The organism is Paenibacillus sp. LRG-1 (assembly GCF_057220305.1).
In genome coordinates this window covers 946,758-972,153 of record NZ_CM170126.1, presented here as the reverse complement: position 1 = coordinate 972,153, position 25,396 = coordinate 946,758, and the positions used below count along the sequence as shown (strand labels likewise).

General features: G+C 40.4%; 18 protein-coding genes and 2 pseudogenes. 5 read left to right on the top strand and 15 right to left on the bottom strand.

What is annotated here, in order from left to right:
* Window positions 1-3 precede the first annotated feature (3 nt).
* The gene (locus ACUUJN_RS04365; RefSeq protein ID WP_338533254.1) at window positions 4-1,023 is read right to left on the bottom strand and encodes a glycoside hydrolase family 88/105 protein; all 1,020 of its coding nucleotides are present in this window, start codon (window positions 1,021-1,023) and stop codon (window positions 4-6) included.
* Window positions 1,024-1,340: 317 nt separating this feature from the next.
* Between ACUUJN_RS04365 and ACUUJN_RS04360 the strand changes: the two genes are divergently transcribed.
* The gene (locus ACUUJN_RS04360; RefSeq protein WP_068938557.1) at window positions 1,341-2,282 is read left to right on the top strand and encodes a helix-turn-helix domain-containing protein; all 942 of its coding nucleotides are present in this window, start codon (window positions 1,341-1,343) and stop codon (window positions 2,280-2,282) included.
* A gap of 2 nt (window positions 2,283-2,284) precedes the next feature.
* On the opposite strand, the gene ACUUJN_RS04355 is transcribed toward ACUUJN_RS04360, so the two are convergent.
* From ACUUJN_RS04355 to ACUUJN_RS04330, 6 genes and pseudogenes are all read right to left on the bottom strand, one after another.
* Window positions 2,285-2,854 (bottom strand): amidohydrolase family protein, encoded by a 570-nt coding sequence (locus ACUUJN_RS04355; RefSeq protein ID WP_484669304.1) that lies wholly within the window; start codon window positions 2,852-2,854, stop codon window positions 2,285-2,287.
* Between the two features lie 96 nt (window positions 2,855-2,950).
* A complete protein-coding gene (locus ACUUJN_RS04350; protein WP_254664395.1) occupies window positions 2,951-3,595 on the bottom strand; it encodes an amidohydrolase family protein in 645 nt (214 codons plus the stop codon).
* Window positions 3,596-3,731: 136 nt separating this feature from the next.
* Window positions 3,732-4,319, bottom strand: a complete 588-nt coding sequence (locus ACUUJN_RS04345; protein WP_235322368.1) for a TetR/AcrR family transcriptional regulator — start codon at window positions 4,317-4,319, stop codon at window positions 3,732-3,734.
* A 284-nt stretch (window positions 4,320-4,603) separates the two neighbouring features.
* Window positions 4,604-5,173, bottom strand: a complete 570-nt coding sequence (locus tag ACUUJN_RS04340; RefSeq protein WP_484669303.1) for an SF0329 family protein — start codon at window positions 5,171-5,173, stop codon at window positions 4,604-4,606.
* Window positions 5,174-5,226: 53 nt separating this feature from the next.
* Window positions 5,227-6,216, bottom strand: coding sequence for a tRNA dihydrouridine synthase (locus ACUUJN_RS04335; RefSeq protein ID WP_484669302.1), 990 nt, complete (start codon window positions 6,214-6,216; stop codon window positions 5,227-5,229).
* A gap of 360 nt (window positions 6,217-6,576) precedes the next feature.
* Window positions 6,577-6,870 (bottom strand): annotated as a pseudogene (locus ACUUJN_RS04330) (N-6 DNA methylase); the annotation flags it as partial.
* Window positions 6,871-7,271: 401 nt separating this feature from the next.
* Between ACUUJN_RS04330 and ACUUJN_RS04325 the strand changes: the two are divergent.
* The 3 genes and pseudogenes from ACUUJN_RS04325 to ACUUJN_RS04315 all read left to right on the top strand — a co-directional run bounded on the left by ACUUJN_RS04325 (window position 7,272) and on the right by ACUUJN_RS04315 (window position 11,394).
* Entirely contained in the window at window positions 7,272-10,220 is a 2,949-nt protein-coding gene (locus ACUUJN_RS04325; RefSeq protein ID WP_484669301.1) for a GH-E family nuclease, read from the top strand.
* A 22-nt stretch (window positions 10,221-10,242) separates the two neighbouring features.
* The gene (locus ACUUJN_RS04320) at window positions 10,243-10,794 is read left to right on the top strand and encodes a suppressor of fused domain protein (RefSeq protein ID WP_069080201.1); all 552 of its coding nucleotides are present in this window, start codon (window positions 10,243-10,245) and stop codon (window positions 10,792-10,794) included.
* 52 nt (window positions 10,795-10,846) lie between these two features.
* Window positions 10,847-11,394, top strand: a pseudogene (locus ACUUJN_RS04315) (T6SS immunity protein Tdi1 domain-containing protein).
* 520 nt (window positions 11,395-11,914) lie between these two features.
* Here the strand turns inward: ACUUJN_RS04315 and ACUUJN_RS04310 are convergent.
* Both ACUUJN_RS04310 and ACUUJN_RS04305 read right to left on the bottom strand, forming a co-directional pair.
* Window positions 11,915-12,427 (bottom strand): stalk domain-containing protein, encoded by a 513-nt coding sequence (locus ACUUJN_RS04310; RefSeq protein WP_031462000.1) that lies wholly within the window; start codon window positions 12,425-12,427, stop codon window positions 11,915-11,917.
* A 114-nt stretch (window positions 12,428-12,541) separates the two neighbouring features.
* Entirely contained in the window at window positions 12,542-13,720 is a 1,179-nt protein-coding gene (locus ACUUJN_RS04305; protein ID WP_069080203.1) for a hypothetical protein, read from the bottom strand.
* Between the two features lie 315 nt (window positions 13,721-14,035).
* On the opposite strand from ACUUJN_RS04305, the gene ACUUJN_RS04300 reads away from it, so the two are divergent.
* Window positions 14,036-14,302, top strand: a complete 267-nt coding sequence (locus ACUUJN_RS04300; protein ID WP_069080204.1) for a hypothetical protein — start codon at window positions 14,036-14,038, stop codon at window positions 14,300-14,302.
* A gap of 64 nt (window positions 14,303-14,366) precedes the next feature.
* On the opposite strand, the gene ACUUJN_RS04295 is transcribed toward ACUUJN_RS04300, so the two are convergent.
* The 6 genes from ACUUJN_RS04295 to ACUUJN_RS04270 all read right to left on the bottom strand — a co-directional run bounded on the left by ACUUJN_RS04295 (window position 14,367) and on the right by ACUUJN_RS04270 (window position 25,381).
* Window positions 14,367-15,125 (bottom strand): recombinase zinc beta ribbon domain-containing protein, encoded by a 759-nt coding sequence (locus ACUUJN_RS04295; protein ID WP_484669300.1) that lies wholly within the window; start codon window positions 15,123-15,125, stop codon window positions 14,367-14,369.
* Between the two features lie 287 nt (window positions 15,126-15,412).
* Complete coding sequence (locus ACUUJN_RS04290) at window positions 15,413-17,326, bottom strand: hypothetical protein (RefSeq protein ID WP_484669299.1); 1,914 nt, start codon at window positions 17,324-17,326, stop codon at window positions 15,413-15,415.
* A 41-nt stretch (window positions 17,327-17,367) separates the two neighbouring features.
* Complete coding sequence (locus ACUUJN_RS04285; protein WP_484669298.1) at window positions 17,368-20,277, bottom strand: type I restriction endonuclease subunit R; 2,910 nt, start codon at window positions 20,275-20,277, stop codon at window positions 17,368-17,370.
* Window positions 20,278-20,315: 38 nt separating this feature from the next.
* Window positions 20,316-21,470 (bottom strand): restriction endonuclease subunit S, encoded by a 1,155-nt coding sequence (locus tag ACUUJN_RS04280; RefSeq protein ID WP_484669297.1) that lies wholly within the window; start codon window positions 21,468-21,470, stop codon window positions 20,316-20,318.
* Window positions 21,463-22,968: a type I restriction-modification system subunit M gene (locus ACUUJN_RS04275; protein WP_484669296.1), complete on the bottom strand. Its 1,506-nt coding sequence runs from the start codon at window positions 22,966-22,968 to the stop codon at window positions 21,463-21,465. Before ACUUJN_RS04275 ends, ACUUJN_RS04280 begins: the two co-directional genes overlap by 8 nt.
* Complete coding sequence (locus tag ACUUJN_RS04270; protein ID WP_484669295.1) at window positions 22,961-25,381, bottom strand: N-6 DNA methylase; 2,421 nt, start codon at window positions 25,379-25,381, stop codon at window positions 22,961-22,963. Before ACUUJN_RS04270 ends, ACUUJN_RS04275 begins: the two co-directional genes overlap by 8 nt.
* Between the last annotated feature and the right edge of the window lie 15 nt (window positions 25,382-25,396).

The following is a 25,396-nucleotide window of genomic DNA, read 5'->3' as shown; positions in this document are numbered from 1 at the left end:
CTCCTAATTCAACATATCGGATAGAAAAGCCAACGCCAAGCCTTGTCCCCAGCCCTGAATCCAGTCTTTTGGAATATTGCGATACCCATCCCGATCTTTCATAACCGCTGTGCCGCCCGACACACCTAGTACCCGTCCGTCCTCGCTAATATGGTTCAAGATGCCGTCCAATGCCTTTTGCACGTATTTGGTATGCAGCGGATTGCCGTTATTGATCATGGCTGCCGCGATTCCGCAAGATGCAGACACCTCCTCGTAGGACTCCTCGTCATCCAGTACCGTCCGCCATAGGCCGTTCTCCGTTTGAACACCCTTTAGTGCCGCCAGTTGATCCCGAAGCGAACACTCCACGTCCATGCACTGCGGATATAAATACCAGTCCTTCAAATGAATTTTAACTTGCGACATGGTATAGGCTCCCCAAGCATTCGCTCTCCCCCAGAAAAATCCGGACATATGGTCCTGCTTGACATTATTGTAGCCATGGTACCAGAAACCGCTACTAGGGTCTTGCAGGTATTTGATATGCCAGTAATATTGGTTTAAGGCGTCCTGGATCATTTCCTCATCCTTTAATTTGGTTCCTACACGGAGCAGAAAAAATGCCGCCATAAACAACGTATCCGCCCATGCCTGTTCTGGAAAATCATTAGCAACGGATACCGTATGCTGCAAAACATGGTCTCCGAACCTGAGAGCATGGTTCCGAATATAATCCACCTTGCTCATCACAATATCCCAATATTTCTGGTCCCCTGTTTCTTCATACAATGTGATCAGCATATGGCCCATAGCACATGTGTTTACCGTCCAGTGCGGCAGACCCAGCTCGATATATTCATCCGCCCACTGCTTAAGCATATTCAAATAGTCTTTATTTCCTGTTTTTGTATAGGCCGTGGATACACCATAATAAGCCACACCGCAAGGCCAGTCCCACGTCAAATCCATCGCCATTGTTTTTCTGACGACTTTGTCGATAACTTTTAATATCTCTTCCTTGTCACAATTCAATTGAAGCATCTTTATTCCCCTCTCCTAGCGCACACGCCCCCAAAGGCGCTTGAGAGCTGTTTGTCGCCATTTTGAAAACGCTTTACTTATTCCATTGTACGCAGTAAAATAGTCTCCATCTAAGCATATTCGCAACAAAACTGTGCAATTCCAATCATTTATGTGATGATTTTGCAAAAATCCAATAAGCGACTTCCAATAAACAGTATATAGATCGAAATGGTCTAGTTCGTCTATATATTGCACCTTGGAGCGATTGGAATCGAATTTTGCAAAATCCTGATGTATATAGGCTGGTTAAAATCAAAGTCATGGGGGTATTGAATATGCCCAGAAAAAAGAAGCCCGTTATAGAATATCGGCACTACAGCTTGCCTATAAATTTCCCTGTCTTGCTATTAAGCGGTGAGCGTTGGAAAATTTCAGATATTAAAAGTGAGCATCTCCATTTCCATAACCATTTGGAGATTGGTATTTGCTATTCGGATGGCGGCTTCATGGAGATCAAAGGAGAATCTGTCCCCTTCAAAGCCGGTGATGTGACCTTCATCCCCAGGTATCTTCCTCATACCACGTACAGTTCGCCAAATACAGCCAGTCTTTGGTCTTATATCTTTTTTTCGCCAGAGGACCTCTTTCAACATTCATTTAAAAGTGCTTATAGCAACTTCGAGCCGAATTTGTGGGTAGTGAAGGGTATGAACTGTATATTGAATAAGGAGCAACATCCCAAGGTTTATACACTTGCGACTTCAATCGTAGAGGAATTAAAACAGCAGAATCCTTACTATCAGGAAAGTGCCTACGGCTTATTGCTATCCCTTTATATAGAACTCCTTAGAATTCATTCCAGGAATGAACTGTTGGCAGATCAAGAAACAGAGCATAGTCTGAAAAGCGATTTTGTCATTTCTCCGGTTCTGGAGTACATCACGAAAAACTATATGAACCCCATTACTATGGATTTTTTGGCCGACCTGTGCCATTTAAGTACAACTCATTTTCGAAGAAAATTCCATGAAATTATGGGGACGTCGCCTCTCGATTTCCTAAACAGCACTCGAATCGAAGAGGCCTGCAAGCAGTTAAAAAGCACGGAGGATTCTATTCTTTCGATCTCTGAACAAGTCGGTTTTCACTCCATTTCCAGCTTCAACCGTTGCTTCTCCAGGCTTATGGGAAAGCCGCCCAAAGAATGGCGTAAAGGGGCGCAATCCGAAGCGCAATCCGCGAAAGCGTCTATACTGGAGTTTACGGGGTGGATTTGATTTTACCAAACGGAATCAAGCAGCTCGTCCACTTCTCGAATTCTGGTCACCGATGGTGTTTGTATAAGATTGCCTTTGACCAGGACCATAGCTACATCCGACAAAGCTTTTATGTTGTCCAAAGGGTTTTGCTCCATCACGATTAAATCCGCCTGTTTTCCGATATCAATGCTCCCTGTAAGGTGATCAATGCCTAAGATTTCCGCATTAGATTTTGTTACCCGTTCGATGACCTGACTCGCGTTCAGTTTCGTTTGTCTCATAAAGTGGTCCAGTTCCCGCCAAATATCATAGTGGGTGACGTAGGACATTGCGGCATCCGTTCCAACCCCAATTTTGATATGATGTTCCATTGCCTGTCGCAGTCCCTTCAACATCGAGTCGTACACAAGCTGGGAATTTTCCTTAACCGTTTCATTCACCTTCGTTAGGCCCGTGTCCAATTTTGCAGTGGGATACGCAGCCTGCATCGTAGGAATCAAGGCGGTATAGCCCTTTAATGCCCTAGGATTGTTTTTGTACAGACTTATGATCTCCTCATCCATCTCCGCACCGTGTTCAATGGTATCCACCCCACCCTTTTACGCCTTCGGTACTTTCCACATGGGCCGCTACACGCATACCGATTTTATGGGCTTCCTCGCAGATGGCGGCTACCTCTTCCTCCGTCATTTGCAAGCGGCCTGCTTCGCCGACCATGTTGGCATCGGTACCCCGCCAGTCACGCATATTTTGATTAGATCTACTCCGTTTTTCACATTGAGTCTTACATTTTTTCTCGCTTCCCATGGCGAATCGCCGATCAAAGCCAAATAGGGTGCCCCATGACCACCCGTTACGCTCAGGAAATACCCGGACACCAAAAGATTGGGGCCAACAAACCGGTTTGCATTAATTTCATCTCGAAGCTGTACATCAGTATAAAAAAATTCACCGACGCTGCGCATCGTGGTTACACCGGAATGCAGTGCCGTTAGAGCATTTTTCTTGACCCGTTTTTTTAACACGCTTCGGCCCAGCCTCGTATCCAAAATATGACGGAATGTAAAATTCAGCAGCCCTTCGCTTGCAGACAGCGTAAATGGCTTTCCATCTGCAAAAAGATGGACGTGCGCATTAATGAGGCCAGGCATCACATATTTCCCCGCTACATCGATCGTTTGATAATGGCTGGGAATAACCAAATCGCTTGTCTTCCCGATCTCCTGAATCAGCCCGTCTTCGTGAATTAAAATCGTCATCATTTTTTCAACGTCTTTTTTTGCGTCTCCATAAATCACATTGCAGTTCTTAAATGTATAACCTGTTCCCATCGTTTCTCCCTCCTGCTGCGCTCATGGTGTTTAATAATGAATTATCTATTCATTTTTGGGATAAAAAAATATAGGGACTGTCTTGATGCCAGAAAAATGATGGACCGTCCCGCAAATATCCGCCTACTTGTCGACATTATTCATTCAAGCTTTTTAGTCCATGCAGCCTGTATAGGCTAAGTGCCTCAAAAACCCGTTTCCGGCTATCGGCGCTCATATCCCTCTTCAATAAATCCAAAGTCATATGGATGACATTATTGGCAATGATGTTCAGCAAAATCATATTTTCATCAGTTCCGATTTCATATCTTTTATAATTTTTTTTCAAATAAGGCTTCTTGGTTTCGATCATCAGATCGATCAGTTCTTTTTTTGCATCGCTGTAAATCGTCCCTTTATTTTTTTCGAAAATAATGACGATCTGCATGCTATATTGAGTTAATAGGTTGATTTGTTCCTGAACAATGGCAGATTTTTTTTCGTTATTGGTTTCTTCAAAAAAAGTTTGGTTATCGATATGAATGCTTTCCACTAACACATTCTTCAAATATTCCACTAAAGACGGCGGAACAACCGAATAAAATAACTCCTTTTTATTTTTAAAATAAGTATAAATATTTCCGACTGAAATTTGGATTTCATCCGCAATATCGCTCATTTTGGCATCTACAAAGCCTTTTCGAAAAAACACCTTTAAAGCGGCTGATTCAATTTCTTTTTTCACTTCATCTTTTTTCGCCTGTATAATAAACACCCTCGATCAATAATGAATAAACCATTCATTTTTAGTGTAGTTTAGTGGTTTTGATTTGTCAAACCCGAGCAAAACAACGACATTATTATTTTCAAAATATAGACGATATAAAAAAACAGGGAAAAGACATGACGGAAGCGGGTTTGCCCCGTTCTCCATTCAACCTTTTCCCCGATTTTTTTCAAGTCTCTATCATGGCTTCAGTGAGGACAACCCTGATATGACGTGCCCCCATCAATGAAAGTTATTTATTTTCATAGAGTGCTACGCCGTAGTTCATAAAAATACTGCACAATGGGATGCTTTAACTTCATCTTCCCGGTCATGTTTAAAATTCGCTTTTTTCCTACTCGTCTGTCCACTAAAGCTAGAATATTCAATAAGATATCATTACTCTCTAAGCTTTCCTCTATAGAAGTAGTTAAAAACTTATTAGCTACAACATTAAAATTAGACTTGCTTAATGAGGCCTGTGCTGACAAAAGCTCCTTTGCATGCTCTGATATTTTTCTACCTCTTGCAATTACTTGTAGACGAGCCTCCGGAACATTCCCATTAGTATCTTTTCTGACCGCTTCAATTTCTTCATTGCTGATATGAACTTGGATATCTGGATCATTCTTAATTTCCTGCTCCGACTGATACCATTTGATTGGACTAATGATATCATTCATATTGAGTATGTTCTTCTTATCTACAGTTATATAACAAATTCCAGGTTTATCAAGCAAATAACGGTAACTGGTCGCTCGGTATTCGACCCTTCCGTCTAACGCAGGACAGAGGAAGCTCTCCAGTTGTTGCTTCAATTTACTCCAGGACATATATCCTCCTATGTTTTCAATGTCTACTAACAGCCCATCCCCAACTTGGTAATTTAATTTCCGCGTTCCTCTACCTCATCATGATCCTTGCTTCCAAACTCATCAAGCAATGTACGCACTTCACTTGTTGATTTGGCGTTCATTAAGCTGTTTCTGAGTTCACTTGCCCCTCGGAATCCACGGACATATATTTTGAAGAAGCGAGCGAGAGGGCTGAACGAACGTGGCTCCTGCGCTGAATAATGATCATGGAGATCTAGATGAAGCCGCAGCAGTTCAAGCAATTCCTCACTGCTGTGTTCCTTCGGCTCCTTCTCAAACGCAAATGGATTCTGGAAAATACCACGCCCAATCATAATGCCATCCACTCCATATTGCTCAGCGAGCTTCAAGCCGGTCTGACGGTCCGGAATATCTCCGTTAATGGTCAGCAGTGTGTCTGGTGCCACCTCATCACGAAGTTTCTTAATCTCCGGAATCAGTTCCCAGTGAGCGTCTACTTTGCTCATTTCCTCTCTTGTCCGCAGATGAATGGACAAATTCACAATGTCTTGTTTCAAAATATGGGTCAACCAGTCGCGCCATTCGTCTACGGTAGTGAAACCGAGCCTTGTTTTTACACTGACGGGCAGTCCCCCGGCTTTGGCGGCCTGAATGATATCCGCTGCGATTTCGGGACGGCAGATCAGGCCGCTTCCCTTCCCATTCTGGGCTACATTCGCTACGGGACATCCCATATTAATATCGATGCCTTTGAAGCCTTCTTTCGCCATACCGATGCTCATTTCACGGAAATATTCCGGCTTATCTCCCCAGATATGGGCCACCATGGGCTGTTCATCCTCTGTAAAAGTCAAACGCCCGCGTACACTTTTGTTCCCCTCCGGGTGACAATAACTCTCTGTATTCGCAAACTCCGTAAAAAACACATCCGGTCTGGCTGCTTCACTTACGACATGGCGAAACACAACATCCGTCACATCTTCCATCGGTGCCAGTATAAAAAAAGGTCGTGGCAAATCACGCCAAAAATTATTCGTCATATCAAAAACTCCTCTATAAATACCAGGACAAATCTTTGGTCCCAAAATGGTAAAGCTAACCTGTTCATGTCCTTGCTTCTTCTTCACATATAACATGTTTAAGCAACGTAGTTCAAACGGCAGTATATGTTAAGCATAGACATCTAAATGAGTATATCATACCCAAGAGAGGAGCAGACTCCCCAAAAGACTCGCAAAAAAAGGAAGAGTGCCGCCCCTCCTTGCCATCTTCTATAACGTACTGCGTCGCAGTTCATAGAAATACTGCACGGCATAACTTCCCCCAGCCTACGTCGTTCCCATGCGAATGGCTTAAAAAAAGAGCCGAGGAATAATATCCTTGACCCTTTTCGTCAATTTCTACACATGAATACCCAAAATTTTCAACTGTTCATTGATCTTAGCTTCAAGTTCAGCGATTTCTTGTTTATCTTGCTCTAGTAGCTTATTTACTTCATCAAGGTCAATAACTTGCTCTTCTTCAAACGTATCCACGTAGCGAGGAATATTTAAGTTAAACTCATTTTCTTTGATTTCTTCAAGTGATGCCACGTGAGCATATTTATCAACATCTATACGATTTCGGTACGTTTCGATAATCTTATTGATGTTTTTATCAGTAAGTTTGTTTTGATTTTTACCTTTTTCAAACGCCAATACACCTCAACTATTAATCTTTTCTGACCAATAGTGAACAACACTCCACATGTGTCGAGACGATGGATAGGATATATTTCCTCTTACCTTCTAATTATATGCTTTTTATAATTTACATTCCTCTCTCATATCACCTACTTCCAAAAATACACATAGTAAATCCCCCAACCAATGGGTCATTCTGTAAACTAAATCTCTCTTTTAACCGATAAATACATATGCTGGGTTGTTTATTAAATATCACCTCTCGTCCCTTTATAACGTACAAACCTTGTAATACATATCTATCTTGACTGACAGATACACCCATCTGCGGCTTCTTTAATCAGAAGCGCATTCAAGATGACGTGCTTCACTTGGAAATACCCATCGCAACTAGAAAGGAGTTATGAACTCACTTGAGCGTATTATCAGATGGGATCGGATATGAAAGCCTACGCTTTTATGGTCCCTTTCAGCCACTACACATCGAACAACTTCAAATAACACGCACCTTTAATGATCATGCCTTTTTACATATCAGTGGCATGCTCTCCGAAGAACAAGGAGCTGTATGCATCGGACAGGATATGGAGCAAGAGCCCATTGTGATTCGTCAGTTAAATGATCAGGGACAATCGTTGAGAAGGCTGTTCCATGGGATTGTTACACGTATGTCCGTACACTGCGTGCGAGGCGTGTATACGTTTGAACTAGAGGCCGCTTCCCATTCGTACCAGATGGATATTAAGCGTAAAAGGCGCTCCTATCAAGATTTTCACCGTACCTATGATGATCTGGTCACTGCAATGGTTCGAAAATATCAGTACGGAGATGCCATTGATACGGTGAGCCACTATGCCAAACTAGAGACATTTGTTTTACAAAATGAGGAGACCGATTGGGCGTTTTTAAAACGTCTCGCTTCTCGCTTTGGTTCCGTACTTGTGCCAGAGGTAACCGCAGCCTCGCCCAAGGTTTTCTTCGGGATGCCCGAAGGCAAGCAGCATAAGGTGGAGCGGGATGTATTTTATCGAGTACGAAAAACGTTTCATGAGCTGGATGCGGAAAAGCCAGGAGAACGTGCTGGCTCGTATGTCACCTATATGATCGAAAGCCTGCAATTTTATGCACTGGGCGACCTCATCACGTTACCTATTGGACAAGGCAAAGAACTGGTCGTGGTTCATGCAGTGACTACGCTAGCGGATGGCCTACTGCGCACCCGTTACGATCTTCAAGCCGAACAGGATATCCGCTATGCGCGGTATGAAAACGATCAGGCCACCGGGATTTCGCTGACAGGAACAGTGCTCATGGTACAGCAGGATTTCGTACAGCTTCAACTTGACATCGACCCGAAGCAAGATCCTGCCAAAGCCTGCTGGTTTCCTGTAGCCACCCGTTATGTCGCCGAAGAACATAGCGGCTGGTACGATATGCCTGAGATCGGGGAACAAGTCGAGTTATATCTGCCTACCCACCGCGAACAAGATGCCTATGTAACGGATTCACTGCGACAACAACGCCATACCAATGGTCAGCCAAATGTGAAGGTATGGCAACATGTACAAGGTAGCGGCGTAGAAATGTCCGAGCATGAGCTGACCCTATCCACCTCCGGTGAATTTTCCATTACACTGCATGAAAGTAACGGCATTACCATCGACAGTCCGGGGAATGTGCAGATTCAGGGTGGTCACGTGAAGCTCGATGCTGGCGAGGAACTTTCACTGAAAGCTGGAACGGCGCTGTATCTAAAAGGCGGAGCCAGCAGCATGGTACTGGATGGTGAAACGGATACCAAAGCTCCGGTGATATATCAGAAAGGTACGGTGAAGGCTCCTGTTTTCGTGGCCGACCTCCCTCCTGTGCCTGAGCCACCATTGATGAGCATCAAAGCATACGAGGCGGCGCAAGCCCCATCAGCAGCTAAGACATCAAGCAGCACTCCTACCGCCAAAGTAACAAGTCCGGCTGCACTTCAACAGGCCAACTCTTTGTTGGGTACGGTGTCCAAGCTATTAGGCTCCATTCCAGTGATGGGAAAAGTGGCTGGTGTTGTTGCGGGAGCATTAAGTGGGCCTGCGGCGGGTGTCATTCTGAAAGCAACCGCAATGATCCCCGTTCGGAGCAAAGGAACTCCTACGATTGGAGGCGGTAAGGGGAACGGTATTCATCCGTTAAAACACTTGGCTGGTCTAGCATTGCAAGGGTTGATTAATCAATACGAGCATGATCAAGCGAGACAAGCCTACTATAGCAAGTGGATTTTGGGGAAAGTGTTTACGAGCGCACGTCATTTAGCACATTCTGGTGGCCCATTGGAACTGGTGCAGAACTTACTGAAAGAGTCTAATGCCATGGCTCATGCGTATCAGCAGGTTCCGGTAGATCTTAGACAACGCTGGAGAGCCAATTATGACAGCTATATGGCTCAACAAGCAAAGCCAAAGCAAGAAGAGGAATCTCAGTCATGGTGGGAACAAGCATTAGAGAAGCAAGGTGAGGCTGAATTACTGAACGCACAACTACAGTTAGAAGGAGCCCGGATTAGCAGTGAAATGGCATGGGATGCTACACAAGGAGCATACCAAGCTGGTTTAAGAAGTGTATCACATGGTAAACATCAAATTGACTACAACCCAAAACATCCGATTGCAGGTAAAACAGGCGAAGTGATAGGAGATGTGTTCAGCACTGTAGCTGGAGTTGGAGAGATGATGATTGGTACGGGGGGAGAGGTTGGTGGTTTTCTCCTTGATGGATCGGTCGTATTATCTCCGGCTGGTGTGTTGGTGAACGTTGCATCTGCTGGTATGATATATCATGGAGGTGTGATGTCCTACCACGGGGCGTCGAATGCAGGAGGAGATTCTGCTGAACTCTGGAAAATGATTAAGGAAAAAAATAAGCAAGGCTCAGCACCGCCGCCTAAACCAGCAGGTACAAAGTCCGGTAAGACTGAGGGACCTCCAACACCGAAGAAACCAAGCAATGAGGCGGTTAAAGCTTCTCCTCCTGCTACGAAACCTAAACGTCCACGTGAACCCAAAGATACTTATAGTCGTCCTTCTAAGTTCCGAAAAGGAGTTAAGGAAGAAACCTGGGAAAATGCAAAAGATGTTGATGGTAAAGTAAAGGATCCACTCACAGGTGATACACTTGATCCTAAAGAGCCATGGGATATGGGGCACAAACCTGGCTATGAGTTTAGAAAGCATAAGCAAAGTGCTCAAGAACGTGGTATTTCAAGAAAACAATTCTTAGATGAGCATAATAATCCAGATCATTATCGTCCAGAAAATCCAAGTTCTAATAGGAGTCATAAGGACGAAGATCATTCGGATGAGTATAAAGGACCTTAAGATACTAGGGGGACGGAACTAATTGAAAACGAATGCGGAACTTTATATAAATAAGCTTGAGGGAATATTTGGTCAGGAAGACGTTATAAGAAAAGTAGATCCTTCAGATGGGAGTACGCCAATACATGTGTTTTTTTACTATGATTTACCTGAAGAAGGTATGCTAACAGCGGTGACGTATGGTTTATCTGATGGTGAATTTACAGGCTGGAAGAACGCGAAACCAGAACTAATCATAAGTCTAGAAACGCAAGATGAAAGTTGGGGGCTGGCTGCTGCTTATTTTGCTGCTGAATTTAGGGGAGTAAAGGCATTCTCTTATGCAGATTTGTTTACTTTAGATGAACCTATATCACAAGAGTCTGATATGACAGGTTATTTTGTTTTTGCCTCTGCAATATTAGAAAAAGAAGAATCGGTGATTGAACTGCCCGATAAGACAATACAGTTAGTTGGGATGTATCCTTTGTACAAAGAGGAATTTGATCTAATGAAAAGAATAGGGATCAAAGAATTTTGGCATAAAAAGGACTATAGCATATACAGTGTTAACAGGGCTAATCTAGCAAGATAATATTTTAAACGTCTTAGTTAAGGTATATTTAAAAGTCTCTAAGGGGATCACCATGGATAGTAGAATTTTTAATGATTTTGAGCTACATGAAAAGGCTTCTGAAAAACTGATTAATAAATTTGAAGGTAAAGTACCTGAGCAATTAATAGAAGTTTGGAAGCAGTATGGCTTTGGTAGTATCCTAAATGGATATTTAAAAATAGTAAACCCAGATGAATTTCATTCTTTGCTAGAAGAGGTGTATGTAAGAAGCAAAGAGGCTCTGGTTTTATTTACTACTTCGATGGGAGATCTACTTATTTGGGAAGATAATAAATATTTACTTTTACTTAATTTTAGAAGAGGAAAGATGCAAGGCATATCATCTGGGTTTGAATTTTTTTCTCTGACCTAGAGGATGATTCATCCCTACAAAACGATCTAGATTGGCTACCATATCCTGATGCCATTGAAAAATACGGAAAACCAGCATTTGATGAATGCTTTGGTTATGTTCCACTTCTAGGATTAGGCGGTTCCAAAAAGATAGAAAATCTAGAAAAGGTCAAACTAATTGAGAACATATATTTGATTACCCAATTCACGGGTCTTGTTGAGTAAGAAAATTGCTTTCAAAATTATTATACTCCTAAAGGCTCATTCCAACTTGATTTATAAGGTGGATAAGTCTTTTACCTGTTCAAGATCAGTAACAAAATAATATAGCCAGCCAATCCCCCATAAATAAACAATGACTTGCTATCCCTCCCGATCAGCGTTAACATACACACACTCAAAAACCACGGGAGGGGAAGCATAACATGTCAAATTGGCCGGATTGGTTTCTCAAGCATTACGCCAGCAGTTTTATCAACAACATGATTTAAACGTAGCAGAATGCCTACAAGCTTCACCAAACTCTGTGCCTTAAATATTCCATGTCTACATTTGCTATACAATTTCGAATGATTAAAAGCAAAAACCCACTCAATGAGCGGATTTTCAGTGGGGAGACGTGGGGAGTCGAACCCCTATTCCAAACTTTTTCTGCTATGCATTAATTGTTATTATTGCTCCTCAAGCCTTATGTATCAGACTTGAAGAGCAATTGGTTTGTTACTCATTCCCAAACATTCAAGCATTATTTCTTAATGTCAACATGTAATGTTCCATTGATCGTAGTTGAATTTACTGTAGCTCCCAGAACTTCCGAAACAAATCTAAGAGGAACCATAACCCGATTTGGATATTCCGGCATATCGGGAGCACTTGGCATCATCTTTTCTTCATCGTTCACGTATGCAATTTTGCTACCCACGGTTAATCGTATAATTGTACCATTCTTCGATTTAATTGTAACTTCTTGTTTAAGTCTGTTCCACGAGACAGACTCTCCCAAGCCCTCAGATATGAATTTAATAGGGACATATACTGTGTTGGTGGCTCTCTCTATATACGGACTGACGTCTGTTGTCAAAATGCTATTATTTTCGTTTGTGGATTTCTCTCTAAATGGATCTAATGTCAAAGTGCTGTTATTTACAGAAACTTCAACATTATAACTAAATTTAGATCCCGCATGTGCGCTCTCAACTGAGACAGAAGAAAGGAACACAAAGATAAAAGCTAAGGGCAAAATTATACGTTTTAACATAGTGTATCACCTCTCTCCATTCATCAACCAGAACCTCTTCGCTATTTTTTAGATCAACTGCCCAATGAACTGAATTTCTAATTATTACACTAGGAATATTAAAATATTATATTTTTATCGGACATTGAATGAGTATTTCTCGACATTATTACTGTTCGTATAATCAATTCTTCCGCCATGATTCCATACGTCATCACTTAAATTGGTAACATTTTGAGGATATTTCGCACTGGCGCTGTTGTTAACTAGAAAGCGCATATTATTCCAAACGGCAGATGTGAAGCCGTGCTTAAAAGGAATACCACTATTTGATACTCCATTCATAGCTATGGCAGTCACTCTCTTAACAGACCGTCCAGTCGTCCCCAGTCCATTAAATTTAACCACATAAATATTGGAATAATTAATTTGCTCTCTAATGGTTAAAGTAGGCTCATCAGATTTTCCAGCATAGTAAAATACTTTGTATCCATTTATAGTAGCGCCATTATCAAATCTTTTAGATCTATAAACATAGGTTGTATCTCTAGAATTCGGCTGGCTATAGCCGTTGTCATCTCCTTCGTTGACAGTATGGAGTACCTTTGCATGGAAAACAGGATACCACCCGGCTGGAGTAGTCTTAGATCTCAAACCCTCAAACCCAACTTCCGCGACTCCATCTATTCCTGTATACATATAAGCAGCTTCATTATCATCATCGGCATTTGCAATATCGTAAGTTGGTAGGGTGATAGAATCTGCCATTACACCATTATATACGATGGACGAATTGCTTGCTGGCGTTTGAAGTCGATGAAATGCTCCCGTCTCCTTTCCAGCAGTATTGCCTCTATTCGATAAAGTAGATTGAAGGGTAATTTTATGGTCGCTCACTTTACTCTCGCCCAGCTCATCGCTTTTATAAGTTGCATCGGTAACTTTCTTTTCAAATTGGTCTTTAATATCTCCTTGTTTGGAAGAAGTAGCATCAACCAGATCGCCAGTTTCGTCAATATTCAATATAACCACTTCGGCATCCTGCAACTTTTCGATTTTTTGAATTGTATCCTGTTTAAGTACTCCTTTTTCCATAAGGCTATCAACAGAATGATCAAAATCTTTGTTGCTTAATGTTGATATTCCTTTTGCAGCCGCAGGAGCCGACAATTGGATTTCTTGCTCAATAGCGTCTTTAATGTACTGGCTAAATTCATTCGACGAAGGTTCTTGGCCTTGAGCATTTGCAGCCAAGCTTGGAATGGAAACAGCCATAAGTAGAATAGAAAGAGTAATCTTCGTTTTCTTCAACATAATAATAAATTCACACTCCACATTTTAATGTAATACTATAATCGAAAGCTGGCCAGCGTTTCTTCATTTATGGAAATTTATTCATAAAAATAACTCTATGTGCATTATAGTGGATAAGATTTACAGAATCAATATTTTTATTTTTTCTTTTATTTGTAATATAAAGGAAACCAGTTTCTGTCATTCTATTCAAAACTACTTAGTACTAGAGAGAGGCCCCTATAGCAGACATCCTTTACACAAAACAATGACTTGCCATCCCTCCCGATCAGAGTTAACATACACACACTCAAACCACGGGAGGGGAAGCACACAATGTCAAATTGGCCAGATTGGTTTCAAGATCAATTAGAACTAGCCAGTGAACAACAGGCTTCATATTCATCAGAGGGTAAAAATCTATTTACGCAAATGGATCAATTCAAAACCAACCAAAACGAAGATATTCAACATCTGCTATCTGAATGGGAAGAAGCAATAGGCTATCAATTAAGTCAGGACAAACAATCCATCTATATGGAAGGAGTAAAAGACGGGATTCGATTGATTCTCCCAGTCATACACCCCACAGTTACTCGTTAGTCTATTTATCGCATTAGCCTATGATTCTGTTAGTCCAATATTTCATCTATGCTCATTCAACTTTTCAAGGTAAAAACAAATGCGCTGGTGAGAGAATCAAGATCTTCTCCATCAACGCATTGAATAGGTTATCATCAAATTGTTTTAGTATATCTTGCCGTGAGCTTAGTACCTGAATGATTCCATCGACTCGCTCCTTGATTTTTGCTTTCTGATCCTCTTCCTCCTCTAATATCAGCATCTGTTGCCGTAGCTCGTTGAGCTCGCTGGAAAGCCTGTTCGTTTCTTCATCATAAACCATCTCATCCATCTGATTCCGTAGCTTGAGATTCACTAATTCCTTCAAGTCGGATTTCAATTGTTGCATCTTTCCTTCAATGTCCAATAGTGTTTCTTGCTCTACTCTGCTGGAAAGTACCGATACAATATTTCCTTTCAGCGTTTTAATCAATCTTTCCTTGTTCTCATACATCCGGTTGAACAATCGTACAAACGCGGAATGTAAAACTTGCTCATCAACCGATTTGGCATCACATGCTGTTTTACCCTCATTGACATACGTTTTGCACTGCCATACCACTTTTTTGGATGGGTTATTGCTGTTCCAGGTTCGGCGTTTAAAAATGGCTCCACAGCATCCACAATATACTTTACTGCTCAGTGCATATTTACTGGAGTATCTTTTACTCTCTCCCATTACGCTCCCTTTCAGCTTGGCTCTCCGTTCCTTCTCTTTTTGTACCGCTTCAAATATTTCTTTGGATACAATCGGTTCGTGGTTATGTAGTTGCTTACCCAATACTTGGTCAGCTACCGACTGCAATTCTGAGACTTTTTCAAGGTGCTGAAGCCGAACAAGTAATTTTTCAACACTCGTCGAGTGCTTTTTTCGTCCACTAGAGAAGGCGTATTACTGATTTGCACTACGGTTTCTCGTTCAGCCTCATACCCAATAAAGAATTGTCCCATAATAATGAATACACACCATCCGGCACATGGTATTCGTCGCATTGAGAATAGCATCAACTTTTATTTCTGTAATGTCCTGTATAACTATAGTAAATGGCTTATTTAAAATACCTCTAATGAATTGATTATCGTCAATGATGGCTAATGTTTATTACTTGGAAGACGTTGATGTATACCTGCATCTTCTAACCTCTTGTTCCATTGATATAAGTTTTCATCCGAATGTGAAGCCAATAACCATCTATATAACATGTGGTCTGGCGTCATTTTCCACTGATGCCCAGCCTTTGCAATAAAGTCATCCGCATAAAACTGATGTAAATTCAATCCAATACATAATGCCATAACCGTTGGTAATTCTTTTGTTAACGATTCGTTATTCCTATAATCACTAATAATCCTCGAACTTAATCCAGAACGTTCAGCTAGAATCTCATTGGTTATGCTTCTTCTTTTAATATGGTATCCCAGTGTTTTTGAAAAGCTCCCCGGCATATTCATTAGTTCATCCGAAACTTCTTTGGAGAAAGCACTTATTTTTGCGGTCTCCTCTGCACGCTCTTGTGCAGTTTGATTATCTATATAATTTGGATTGTACGTTGCCTCAACAAAATTGACAGCATTAACATCCCTACAGAGAAAGCACCTCCTATAAAAGGAATCATCGTACAATTTGCTGATTCGATTTGTTCTATCAAAGATCAAACAGCACTCATCAGCATGCTCTAATGCATACTCAGTCAACTCAATTGAGCCATCTTCGTACCGTATTACGTAATGGGGATCGTTAATGCAAAACATGGCATTTACATAAACAACTTTATCTGAGAACACCATTTCCGAAAGCTCTTGCGACATTTTTGCTTCATTAAAAGCATTCATCTCATCAATTACAAATGTTTGATTCTTTCCTAATGCGCCACTTCGGAAGGAATATGGCGGATAGTATCTACCATCGACATATACAAAAGTCCCTGCTGCCTGCTCAAACCCAACGTCAATCGCTCGTAGTTTTGCTGCTAATTTGGATACGCCAAAAAAACTAGCGAGTTCCTCAATTGCAAGCTGCAGATTCTCAGCATTTCGCAGATTTTGCTTTTCATTGTGTAACCGTACCAATATTTCATTCAGTTTCTGTTTTGTAGTTTTTAAAGGCATTAAGATTCTTGGTGTTAGAACGTTTGCCTGCCATTCCATCCAGTGTAAAGCTTTATCAATCCCTATAGTATCCTTTCCGTATTCCTCGACTACTTCACAACTTATTGAAACTACGTCATTATTCAGCAGCTTCTGTAATTCGAAAAAGTTTGCATGGAGATCGTGATGAACACATTCATGAACAATTGTATTATTTTCAGAACCAATATTTCTCATAAAAAACACATTGGGATTTACCAATATGGTTCCAACATCAACATTTTCTGTTCGCGTGTGTTTCATGTCCTCCTCGAATACTTCCACCTGAGCCTCACCAAAGTATGACTTACCAAAGATGTTATCTGGCAAAGGTGCATAATGCATAGTTAGACACATATTGTCCAGCAGTTCGGCCATGTCTAATGGCATTGGATTCTCCAGTGCTTCTGGATAATACTTTTGCAAGAATTTTTCAGCTTCATTATCCAGGTCTTCCGAATATAAATAAGGGACAAGGTACTTTGATAGTGCGTTTTCTTTGCTAAATCTCTCTTTGCTGTAATTCCTAACATCAATTATCATGACTTTTCGAAGGCCTGATATTAGATGTCCGTAGAAGGATAAAATAAACCATTTAGACTGTCTATCAGCTTCATAGTCACGTTTACCCATCCCTTTTAAAACAATTTCAGCATTGATAGTAGCATTAAAAAAAATTTGACGGTGTTCGATACCATAGAATGTTATGCTTTTCACACGGATGTTCTCTATATCAATATATGATGGATCTAATACATAATAAGAATTAAGATCAATCGATCTTCCTTTTTGAAGGATGGAGTTTTTTATTGCTCGATGCATTTCATCATAATAAATGTCTTCGAGGTAAGTTTCGAATGAATTATAGTTATTATGCACCTTATCCCCCTACCGGATTCTCATCACATCTGGTCTCCGAATTAGTAATATTGCTCAATGTACTGATAGGCTTTATCAAAAACTTCTTTGTCTTTTATTTTGTATTTGACCCAGACAACACTCCGAAGGGCTTTCTTCACTTCCTGTTTTCCTGCAGTTGTACCCTGCCAACCATCAAATCGTACAATCTTAACAATATCATCTATATCGCCAACAATTCGTTCAACGATAATTGGTGTCTTTGAATTCCTCAACCCATCAAAAAGCTCTGTTAATGCCGCTTTGCCTTTATCCACTTCTTCCTCGGGAACTACTTCTTGTTCAGCTTCTGCAGCCTCCCGTGCAAGCTCTAATAGCAGTTTTAGAAACTCAATACTGGTTATTAGTCCTTGTTCGTGTTTCTCGCGGAGATTTTCAAGTTTTTCTCCTAATTTAACGAATTTGATATCGTTACTATGTTTTCGAATTCTTGCGACCAGGTCAATTTCAACTTTGATCGTTGTCTTTCTCAGATCTTTTTGTTTTTCAATAAATTCATCGATTAAATCTGCATCCATCGTAAGAATTTCCATATCATCATGTACTTCTCCGACTTGCAGATTCTCGTGAACTAGTTCCAATGTTTTCACCCCAAGAGAAGCCCAAATCAACCCGCCTCTGCCATCAGTAGGTTTCACGGATTCGAATACTCTTGTCAGCCATTGATAATCGAATTTCATTGAATTTAGAAACGGATCTGGCGATAGCGCATCCCACGCTCGATTGAGCACTTTATAATCGGCTCCAAATTCGTCCTTGATCTTATTGTTTGGCAAACATTCTTGTGCAGCAATTAAACCTTCCCAGCCATCTATTGTACGGTCTACTCCCATGAAATAACTCAAACATTTACGCACTAGTGCAGGAATCTGCTTTTTCACTTCTTCAATATTCGAAATGACCTTTTTCATGCTCGATTCATCAAAGTCCAAAGCCGTTGCTACATTATCAAAAATACCTATGTAGTCAACAATCAAACCATGAGTCTTACCTTCATCATAGGTTCTGTTAGTACGACAGATGGCCTGCAGCAAATTATGATCTTTCATTGGCTTATCAAGATACATAGCCTGCAATATAGGTGCATCAAAACCAGTAAGAAGCTTTGACGTTACAATAACAAGCTTTAATGGGTCGTTAGGTTCTCTAAACCTGTCTAAAACCTTTCCTTCTGCATCCCTATCACGTTTATACGCTTTATATTTATCCTCTTTGTCATTATTTGTGTCCATCACGATGGTAGTTGCTTCTGGACCTAGCAATTTATCAAGTTCTTCTTTATACATAAGACAGCATGCTCTGTCATAACAAACAACCTGACCTTTGTATCCATTCGGTTCAATTTTCTCCCGGTAATGCTTCGCTATATGCTCACATATCTTTCTGATACGCTTGCGGTCATACATAATAGCTTTCATGTTGACTCTCCGAGACAGCTCTGCTTTATCTTCGTTAGATAAATTCTCTGTTAATGCTTCGAATTCAGCATCGAGCTTTTCTCTATCCACATGTAGGTCCACTGGTACTGGTTCGAAATTCAATGGTAACGTCGCATTGTCACGGATTGAATCCGAAAAGGAATACTTACTCATATATCCACTCTTATCCTCAACTGCACCAAATGTATTGAAAGTATTCTTATCAATACGGTTAATCGGTGTACCTGTAAGGCCAAAGAAAAACGCATTCGGAAGAGCAAGACGCATCTTACTACCTAGGTCCCCTTCCTGAGTTCTATGAGCTTCATCCACCATAAGTATGATATTGTCTCTAGGGTTAAGTTCCTTTTTAACATCACCAAACTTAAAGATTGTTGTTATTGCAATCTTTCTCTGGTCCCCTAAGAAAAAAGATTCTAATTCGTCCTTTGAGCCAAGACTTACAAGATTAGGAATATCAGACGCATTAAATGTTGCAGTTATCTGCGTCTCTAGGTCAATTCGGTCATCAACGATAACTATGGTAGGATTGTTTAATTCAGGCATCATTCTAAGTTTTTGTGCTGCAAAAACCATCAGCAATGATTTACCCGAACCCTGAAAATGCCAGATAAGACCTTGTTTCGGGTATCCAGCCTTTACACGTTCCACAATAAGATTCGCACCTTCATATTGTTGATAACGACATATGACTTTATATTTGCGATACTTTTTATCAGTTGCAAATAATGTAAAGAACTGAAAAATGTCCATGATCTTTTCAGGTGTAATCATATCTTCAACACTGATTTTTACATCAGCAAGACTTCCTTCACTTTTATGATTAGGAGTATGCCATGGACCCCACATTCCAATTGGCATGCAAACTGAACCATATCTATAACATTTGCCTTCTGTAGCAAAATTGAATATGTTAGTTACAAACATGCCTGGTATGCTCTTTTCATATGCAGCTATGTCTCCAGCAGCATCCAACCATGTAATAGAATTACGAACAGGCGTTTTTAACTCACCAATCGCTACAGGAAATCCATTAATCAATAGAACAATATCTAGCCTCTTACCGTTCTCTTTTTGTGGATATACCCATTGATTGGTGACAACAAATTCGTTCAGAGCCAAGTCTTGCTTAGTCATTGTTCCAAAGAAACGAATGGGAATCATTCGTCCATCTTTGCCGAATGGGTAGGAATTCTCTTCAAAAACCATCTTCTTGAACATTTCATTCTGTGTTACTAGGTTGTGCGGCTGAACCGTCAATATTAACGTACGCAGTTTATAGATAACTTCATCTGCGCGAGATGGTTCTTCAGCAATTTCAGGATTAAGGCGGATGAGGGCCTCTTTTACCATAGATTCAACCATGACATCCGAGTATTCACGTGGTAGCTCTTCAGCTGGTACGTACTTCCACCCATTACTTCTAAGTGTAGTGATTACCAGTTGTTCTATCGTGTTATCTTCATTAAACATCAACTCGCCTCCAATCTTTAATAAACTCTAGAATATAATTAGCCAAAGTTCTGTGTCATTAAGGCTTTCATCGTGATTTCGAGGTTAGCAATGCTCTGTTCCAATTCAATTTTTGATTTATCGGTCTGTTGGACAAAAACGTCGAACCTCGTTTGTAGCACTTTGTTAGGAATTGGGATGGTTATATTTTTCACTTTCTCCATTGAGATATTAAACATCGAACCACTCGTTCCAGTCGCCATTTCAGACAATTTTGAACGCATAGTATCACAGCTTAGGACAAATTTCATATATCTAGAAGTAACCTGCTTTGTAAACCTCATTTTCCATAACTTATCTGGTAAAAGTAAATCAGGATAAACTTGCTCTATAAGTGCAGTAGCACCAACCATTTCTCGTGTATTTGCGCGGCTAAAAAGCAAATCACCCGCTTCAGGGTATATGTTTTTCTTAATAGTTGTTTTATCCTGAATCACCTTATATTCATCAGGCTTAAAATATCCATAAGTAACAGCACTTACCTTGAGCACTGCCTTTTCACCATTCCCAATAAGCTTGTTCTCCCCATTAAGGCTCTGTCCTGCAATAATCATATCTGCTAAATTTCCAATGAGATCTGTAGGCCACCCCTTCGGGTTGTCGACCGGATCCCCAAACATCTCGATAAATTGCGATTTGACAAGCTCATCAGTGAGATAAAGTAATTTCTTGTAAGCCTCTTTTGTATTATTGGCAGCCCATAATAGATCTGCTAGTTCTTCTTGCTTATTCATATCAGGAAGTCTAAATTCAAGTTCTTTAAGTGCACTCCAATTAATAGTGGGTGACAATGATCCAACTGAAATTCTGATAGCTGCATCAAAGAAATAATCCGAACAAATGAAAAATGGAAACAACTTCTTTGAGATTACTTTCTCATTAGGTCGCAGGATCATCCCATGAGCAGAAAAGAGCCCATCATGAGGTGCAACAGCCGCTCTTCTTAGATAGGCATTCCTTTTTCCAAAAAGAATATCTCCCTCTTGCATTAGAAGCTTATCGCCTTTTATTGGCACGTTGCTTCCCCATCTTGTAACAGAAAGACTGCCGCTATCTAAATGTTCTAGTCCAATATATGTTTTCATATCATCTGATGTTGGCTTTCTTTTTTGTGTTATATTAAATGCAATATCTTCAAATCTATATTTAGGCATTTTCTTCACCACCACTCTCTAAAAGCAAGTATTTCAAAGTCTCATAAGATTCTCTAAAATTAGCACTGCTAGCAAGCCATCCATCCAGTGCCTCTTCCACAGAATATAACGTCTCCTCATCTTCAACACTGTTAGACCCACTTACATAAAGCGGGATACTCAGTTTACTGTCATATCCGATAATCTGTTCTATTGTGGCAATTGCTGAAAAACCATCTTGCACTTTAAATTCGGTGTAAGTTTGTGCTATCTTCTGTATATGATCTTCTTCCAAATAACTCTCTGTATTTTTTCGAGTGACTTCATTTTTTGCATCAATAAACAATACTTTTCCTTTACGGGAATGTGCTTTTCGCGTTCGGCATATAATAATACATGCCTCCATCGGTGAATTGAAAAATAGATTTTTCCCGATCCCAATTACACATTCGACCAAATCACTTCTTACAAGCTTTTCACGCATTTCTCTTTCTTCATCCCTAAACAAAACACCATGTGGAAATAAAATTGCACATCTACCCGTATTCGGATTAAGGCTCTTCAAAATGTGTTGAAAAAACGCATAATCAGCCCTTCCCTGAGGTGGTGTGCCCAGAAAATTCCGGCCATACTTATCAGCTGAAAATGCTTCTCTATCCCATTGTTTAATCGAATATGGTGGATTCGCTAGTACTAAGTCAAACTGCATTAACTCACCTTGCTCCACAAAAGCAGGTTTCTTTAAAATATCGTCATTTACAATATGAAAGTCCTTTACACCGTGTAAAAACAAATTCATCCTTCCAATTGCAGATGTAAGAGCATTGATCTCTTGTCCGTATGCTTTTACATTTCTCCATTCAAGTCCTTGTTGCTTCAAATAAGCAATGGCAGAAATAAGCATACCTGCGCTACCACAGGTAGGATCGTAAATACTTTCACCAGATTGTGGTTTAAGCATTTCTGTCATTAGGTGAACGACGGTACGATTTGTATAAAATTCTTGGGCAGTGTGCCCACTATCATCAGCAAACTTTTTAATCAAATATTCATAACCTTGTCCGAGCTCGTCCTCAGGACAATTTTTCATACTGAGCGTTTTTGATGAGAAATGCTCAATAAGGTCTTTAAGTAATTTATCAGGTAATCTGTTTTTATTGGTCCAAGCACCATCCCCAAAAACACCTTGCAATTTTTCAGGATTTGCTTTTTCAATTGCTCGAAATGCATTTACAATTGCAACGCCTACATTTTCTGATACTGTTCTGACATCATTCCAGTGAAAACCTTTCGGAACAATGAATCTGTGATTTTCTTCCCACTCGATTGCATCCTCATCCCCGTCATATTCCTCAAGGATATCTACACATTCTTCATCATACACGTCACAAATTCTTTTAAAAAACATGAGTGGGAAGATGTATTGCTTATATGAGCCTGCATCAATATGAGTTCGTAAAAATACTGCTGAATTCCATAAATATGATTTTAGCTCATCTAATGTAATTCTATTACTCACTAATGTAACCCCCTTCTACCAATAAGGATTTTAAGTTTTTTTCTGCTTCTAGAACTTCATTTAATGCTGCCAAAAATGCCTTCTTAACTTCCTTAGGACATATCGCTTCTATTGGTGCTTTTTCAATATAGCTGTTCACAGAGAGTGTATACTCTTTTAACTTTATATCTTCAAGAGACACTACCTTAGACTTCTCAATAACTGACTCGTAGTTTTTGAAAAGTTTGTAAACTTCTTCAACATCTTTCTCAGTCATTATATTTTGAGCTCTTTGTGCAGTATAAATTTTTGATGCATCAATTAGGCATATTTTCCCTTTATGTTCTTGCGCTTTATTGTTGTTTAAAATAAGAATACATGCTGATACGCCTGTACTGTAAAATATCCCACTGACTAAAGTAATTACACATTCTAGTATGTCAGATTCAATTAGTTGCTTACGAATTTCTCCCCCTCTGCCTCTGTGGAAAAGGACACCCTGTGGAAGAACGACCGCACAGCGTCCATTCTTTTTATCCATAGATTTCACCATATGTTGAAGCCAAGCAAAATCAGCACTGGAATCAGAAGGGCTCCCCCATAGATTTCTACCGTAAATATCTGAGGCAAATTGATCTGCTCCCCAAGCTTTTAACGAAAACGGTGGATTCGCAATTACACAATCAAATGTTTGCAATTCTCCATGATGTATGAAAAGTGGTAATTTCAAAGTATCTCCTTGCTTAACCTTAAAATCCCTCGCTCCATGTAAAAATAGATTCATTCTTGCGATTGCTGAAGTTGCTAAGTTCTTCTCTTGACCATAGATCCTGCCATACGTGCTTTTATCATCATGTACATTCCGAATTGCTTCGATCAACATACCACCAGTACCACAAGCAGGATCATAAACTGTCTCGCCTGGCTTCGGATCTAGAATTTTGACCATTAATTTTACAACTGATCGAGGCGTATAGAATTCACCTGCATTTTTCTTAGAAAGATCAGCAAATTTTTTGATTAAATATTCATAACTATCTCCCATCACATCAGATGAGTAGTTTTCATTGCCTACTTTAATTTCTGACATGTGTTCAATGAGATCCTTTAAGCGTTCATCTGAAAGTTTGTTTTTATCAGTCCAGTTTGCGTCGTCAAAACTAGAAAAAACGCCATAGAGTGTATCTGGGTTGGCACGTTCAATGCCGTTCATGGCCTTGACTATTGCTACTCCGACGTTCTCGCTTACTTCACGAACGTCCTGCCAATGGCATCCATCAGGAATAATGAAACGATGGTTTTCTGGAAAACTAGCAAATTCTTCATCGCCCCCGGACTCTTCCAATGCAGCTTGTGTTTCTTCATCATAAACATCTGATAATCGTTTAAAAAAGAGAATTGGCGTTACATAGCTCTTGAACTCATCCTGATTAATTGGGCCTCGCAAAATATTGCAGGCTTCAAATAGGTGAGAAAATAGCTTCTGGCTTGTTGTTTCTTCAGGCTCTGAATTACTGTTTTTTAGCGCTTCATCAGCAGCATCCATCGCTGATTGGATCATTTCTTCTCTACCTCCAGTTTTTATTTTAGCTCCGACAAACTCTTCTTTAATGCTGACGCTCACTGAAGACTGTATCTTTTCCATCTTTGCGGGATATAAGTTTTCGAACTCAAGCAGTATCTTCAGAAGCCGTTCATCAAGAAATGTCAGTGCGTGCTTTCTAATATTTGTCGGCACTCCGTAGTAGGCCTCTGCCACACCTCCAGTAATTGTAGCTAACGTATCACTATCTCCACCAATTGAGACAGCGTTCCGAATTGCGTCTTCAAAATTAAATGACTCGAAGAATGCAACAAGTGCTTGCGGAACTGTTTCTTGGCAAGTCTCGTTAAATTGGTATGTTTCCCGGATTCCATCAAGCGTGAAATTCATGGGGTAGTAGTGCTTATCAATGTAATCGCGAATTTCTAAGATATTTTTCCCGCTACGAGCCAGAAAGACTGCAACAGCAATAGCCTCCGCACCTTTTATCCCCTCAGCATGATTATGTGTTACAACTGTCACCTTGTGCGATAGCAATCTAACTTCTTTGATGGAAGTAGCTACATAGCCACAGGCGCTAACTCTCATTGCTGCACCGTTTCCGAAACTGTAATACGGTTCTGGCGAATCACTGTATATCCATTTATAAAACATACCTCCGTACCCGCTACTCGGGTAGGGTCTTCCAATAACTTGCATGGATTTAACAGCTTGGTCACTCAAGTCACTAAAATCATGTTTACAGATCATAAGTGCATCACATATCGCTAATGACATCACCGAGTCATCAGTGAAAAAACACTTGTATGTTAAAAAATCAAAATCTTTCGAGCGATGATTATCCCATTCAAATCTGGAACCGACAATATCGCCAATGATAGCCCCGATCATGCAATTTCCTCCCTG

What these genes read in the sequence shown, in the direction of transcription:
- ACUUJN_RS04365 (WP_338533254.1), bottom strand. Translation starts at nt 1,023, where the DNA reads ATGCTTCAATTGAATTGTGACAAGGAAGAGATATTAAAAGTTATCGAC.
- ACUUJN_RS04360 (WP_068938557.1), top strand. Translation starts at nt 1,341, where the DNA reads ATGCCCAGAAAAAAGAAGCCCGTTATAGAATATCGGCACTACAGCTTG.
- ACUUJN_RS04350 (WP_254664395.1), bottom strand. Translation starts at nt 3,595, where the DNA reads ATGGGAACAGGTTATACATTTAAGAACTGCAATGTGATTTATGGAGAC.
- ACUUJN_RS04340 (WP_484669303.1), bottom strand. Translation starts at nt 5,173, where the DNA reads ATGTCCTGGAGTAAATTGAAGCAACAACTGGAGAGCTTCCTCTGTCCT.
- ACUUJN_RS04335 (WP_484669302.1), bottom strand. Translation starts at nt 6,216, where the DNA reads ATGACGAATAATTTTTGGCGTGATTTGCCACGACCTTTTTTTATACTG.
- ACUUJN_RS04310 (WP_031462000.1), bottom strand. Translation starts at nt 12,427, where the DNA reads ATGTTAAAACGTATAATTTTGCCCTTAGCTTTTATCTTTGTGTTCCTT.
- ACUUJN_RS04305 (WP_069080203.1), bottom strand. Translation starts at nt 13,720, where the DNA reads ATGTTGAAGAAAACGAAGATTACTCTTTCTATTCTACTTATGGCTGTT.
- ACUUJN_RS04300 (WP_069080204.1), top strand. Translation starts at nt 14,036, where the DNA reads ATGTCAAATTGGCCAGATTGGTTTCAAGATCAATTAGAACTAGCCAGT.
- ACUUJN_RS04285 (WP_484669298.1), bottom strand. Translation starts at nt 20,277, where the DNA reads ATGTTTAATGAAGATAACACGATAGAACAACTGGTAATCACTACACTT.
- ACUUJN_RS04280 (WP_484669297.1), bottom strand. Translation starts at nt 21,470, where the DNA reads ATGCCTAAATATAGATTTGAAGATATTGCATTTAATATAACACAAAAA.
- ACUUJN_RS04270 (WP_484669295.1), bottom strand. Translation starts at nt 25,381, where the DNA reads ATGATCGGGGCTATCATTGGCGATATTGTCGGTTCCAGATTTGAATGG.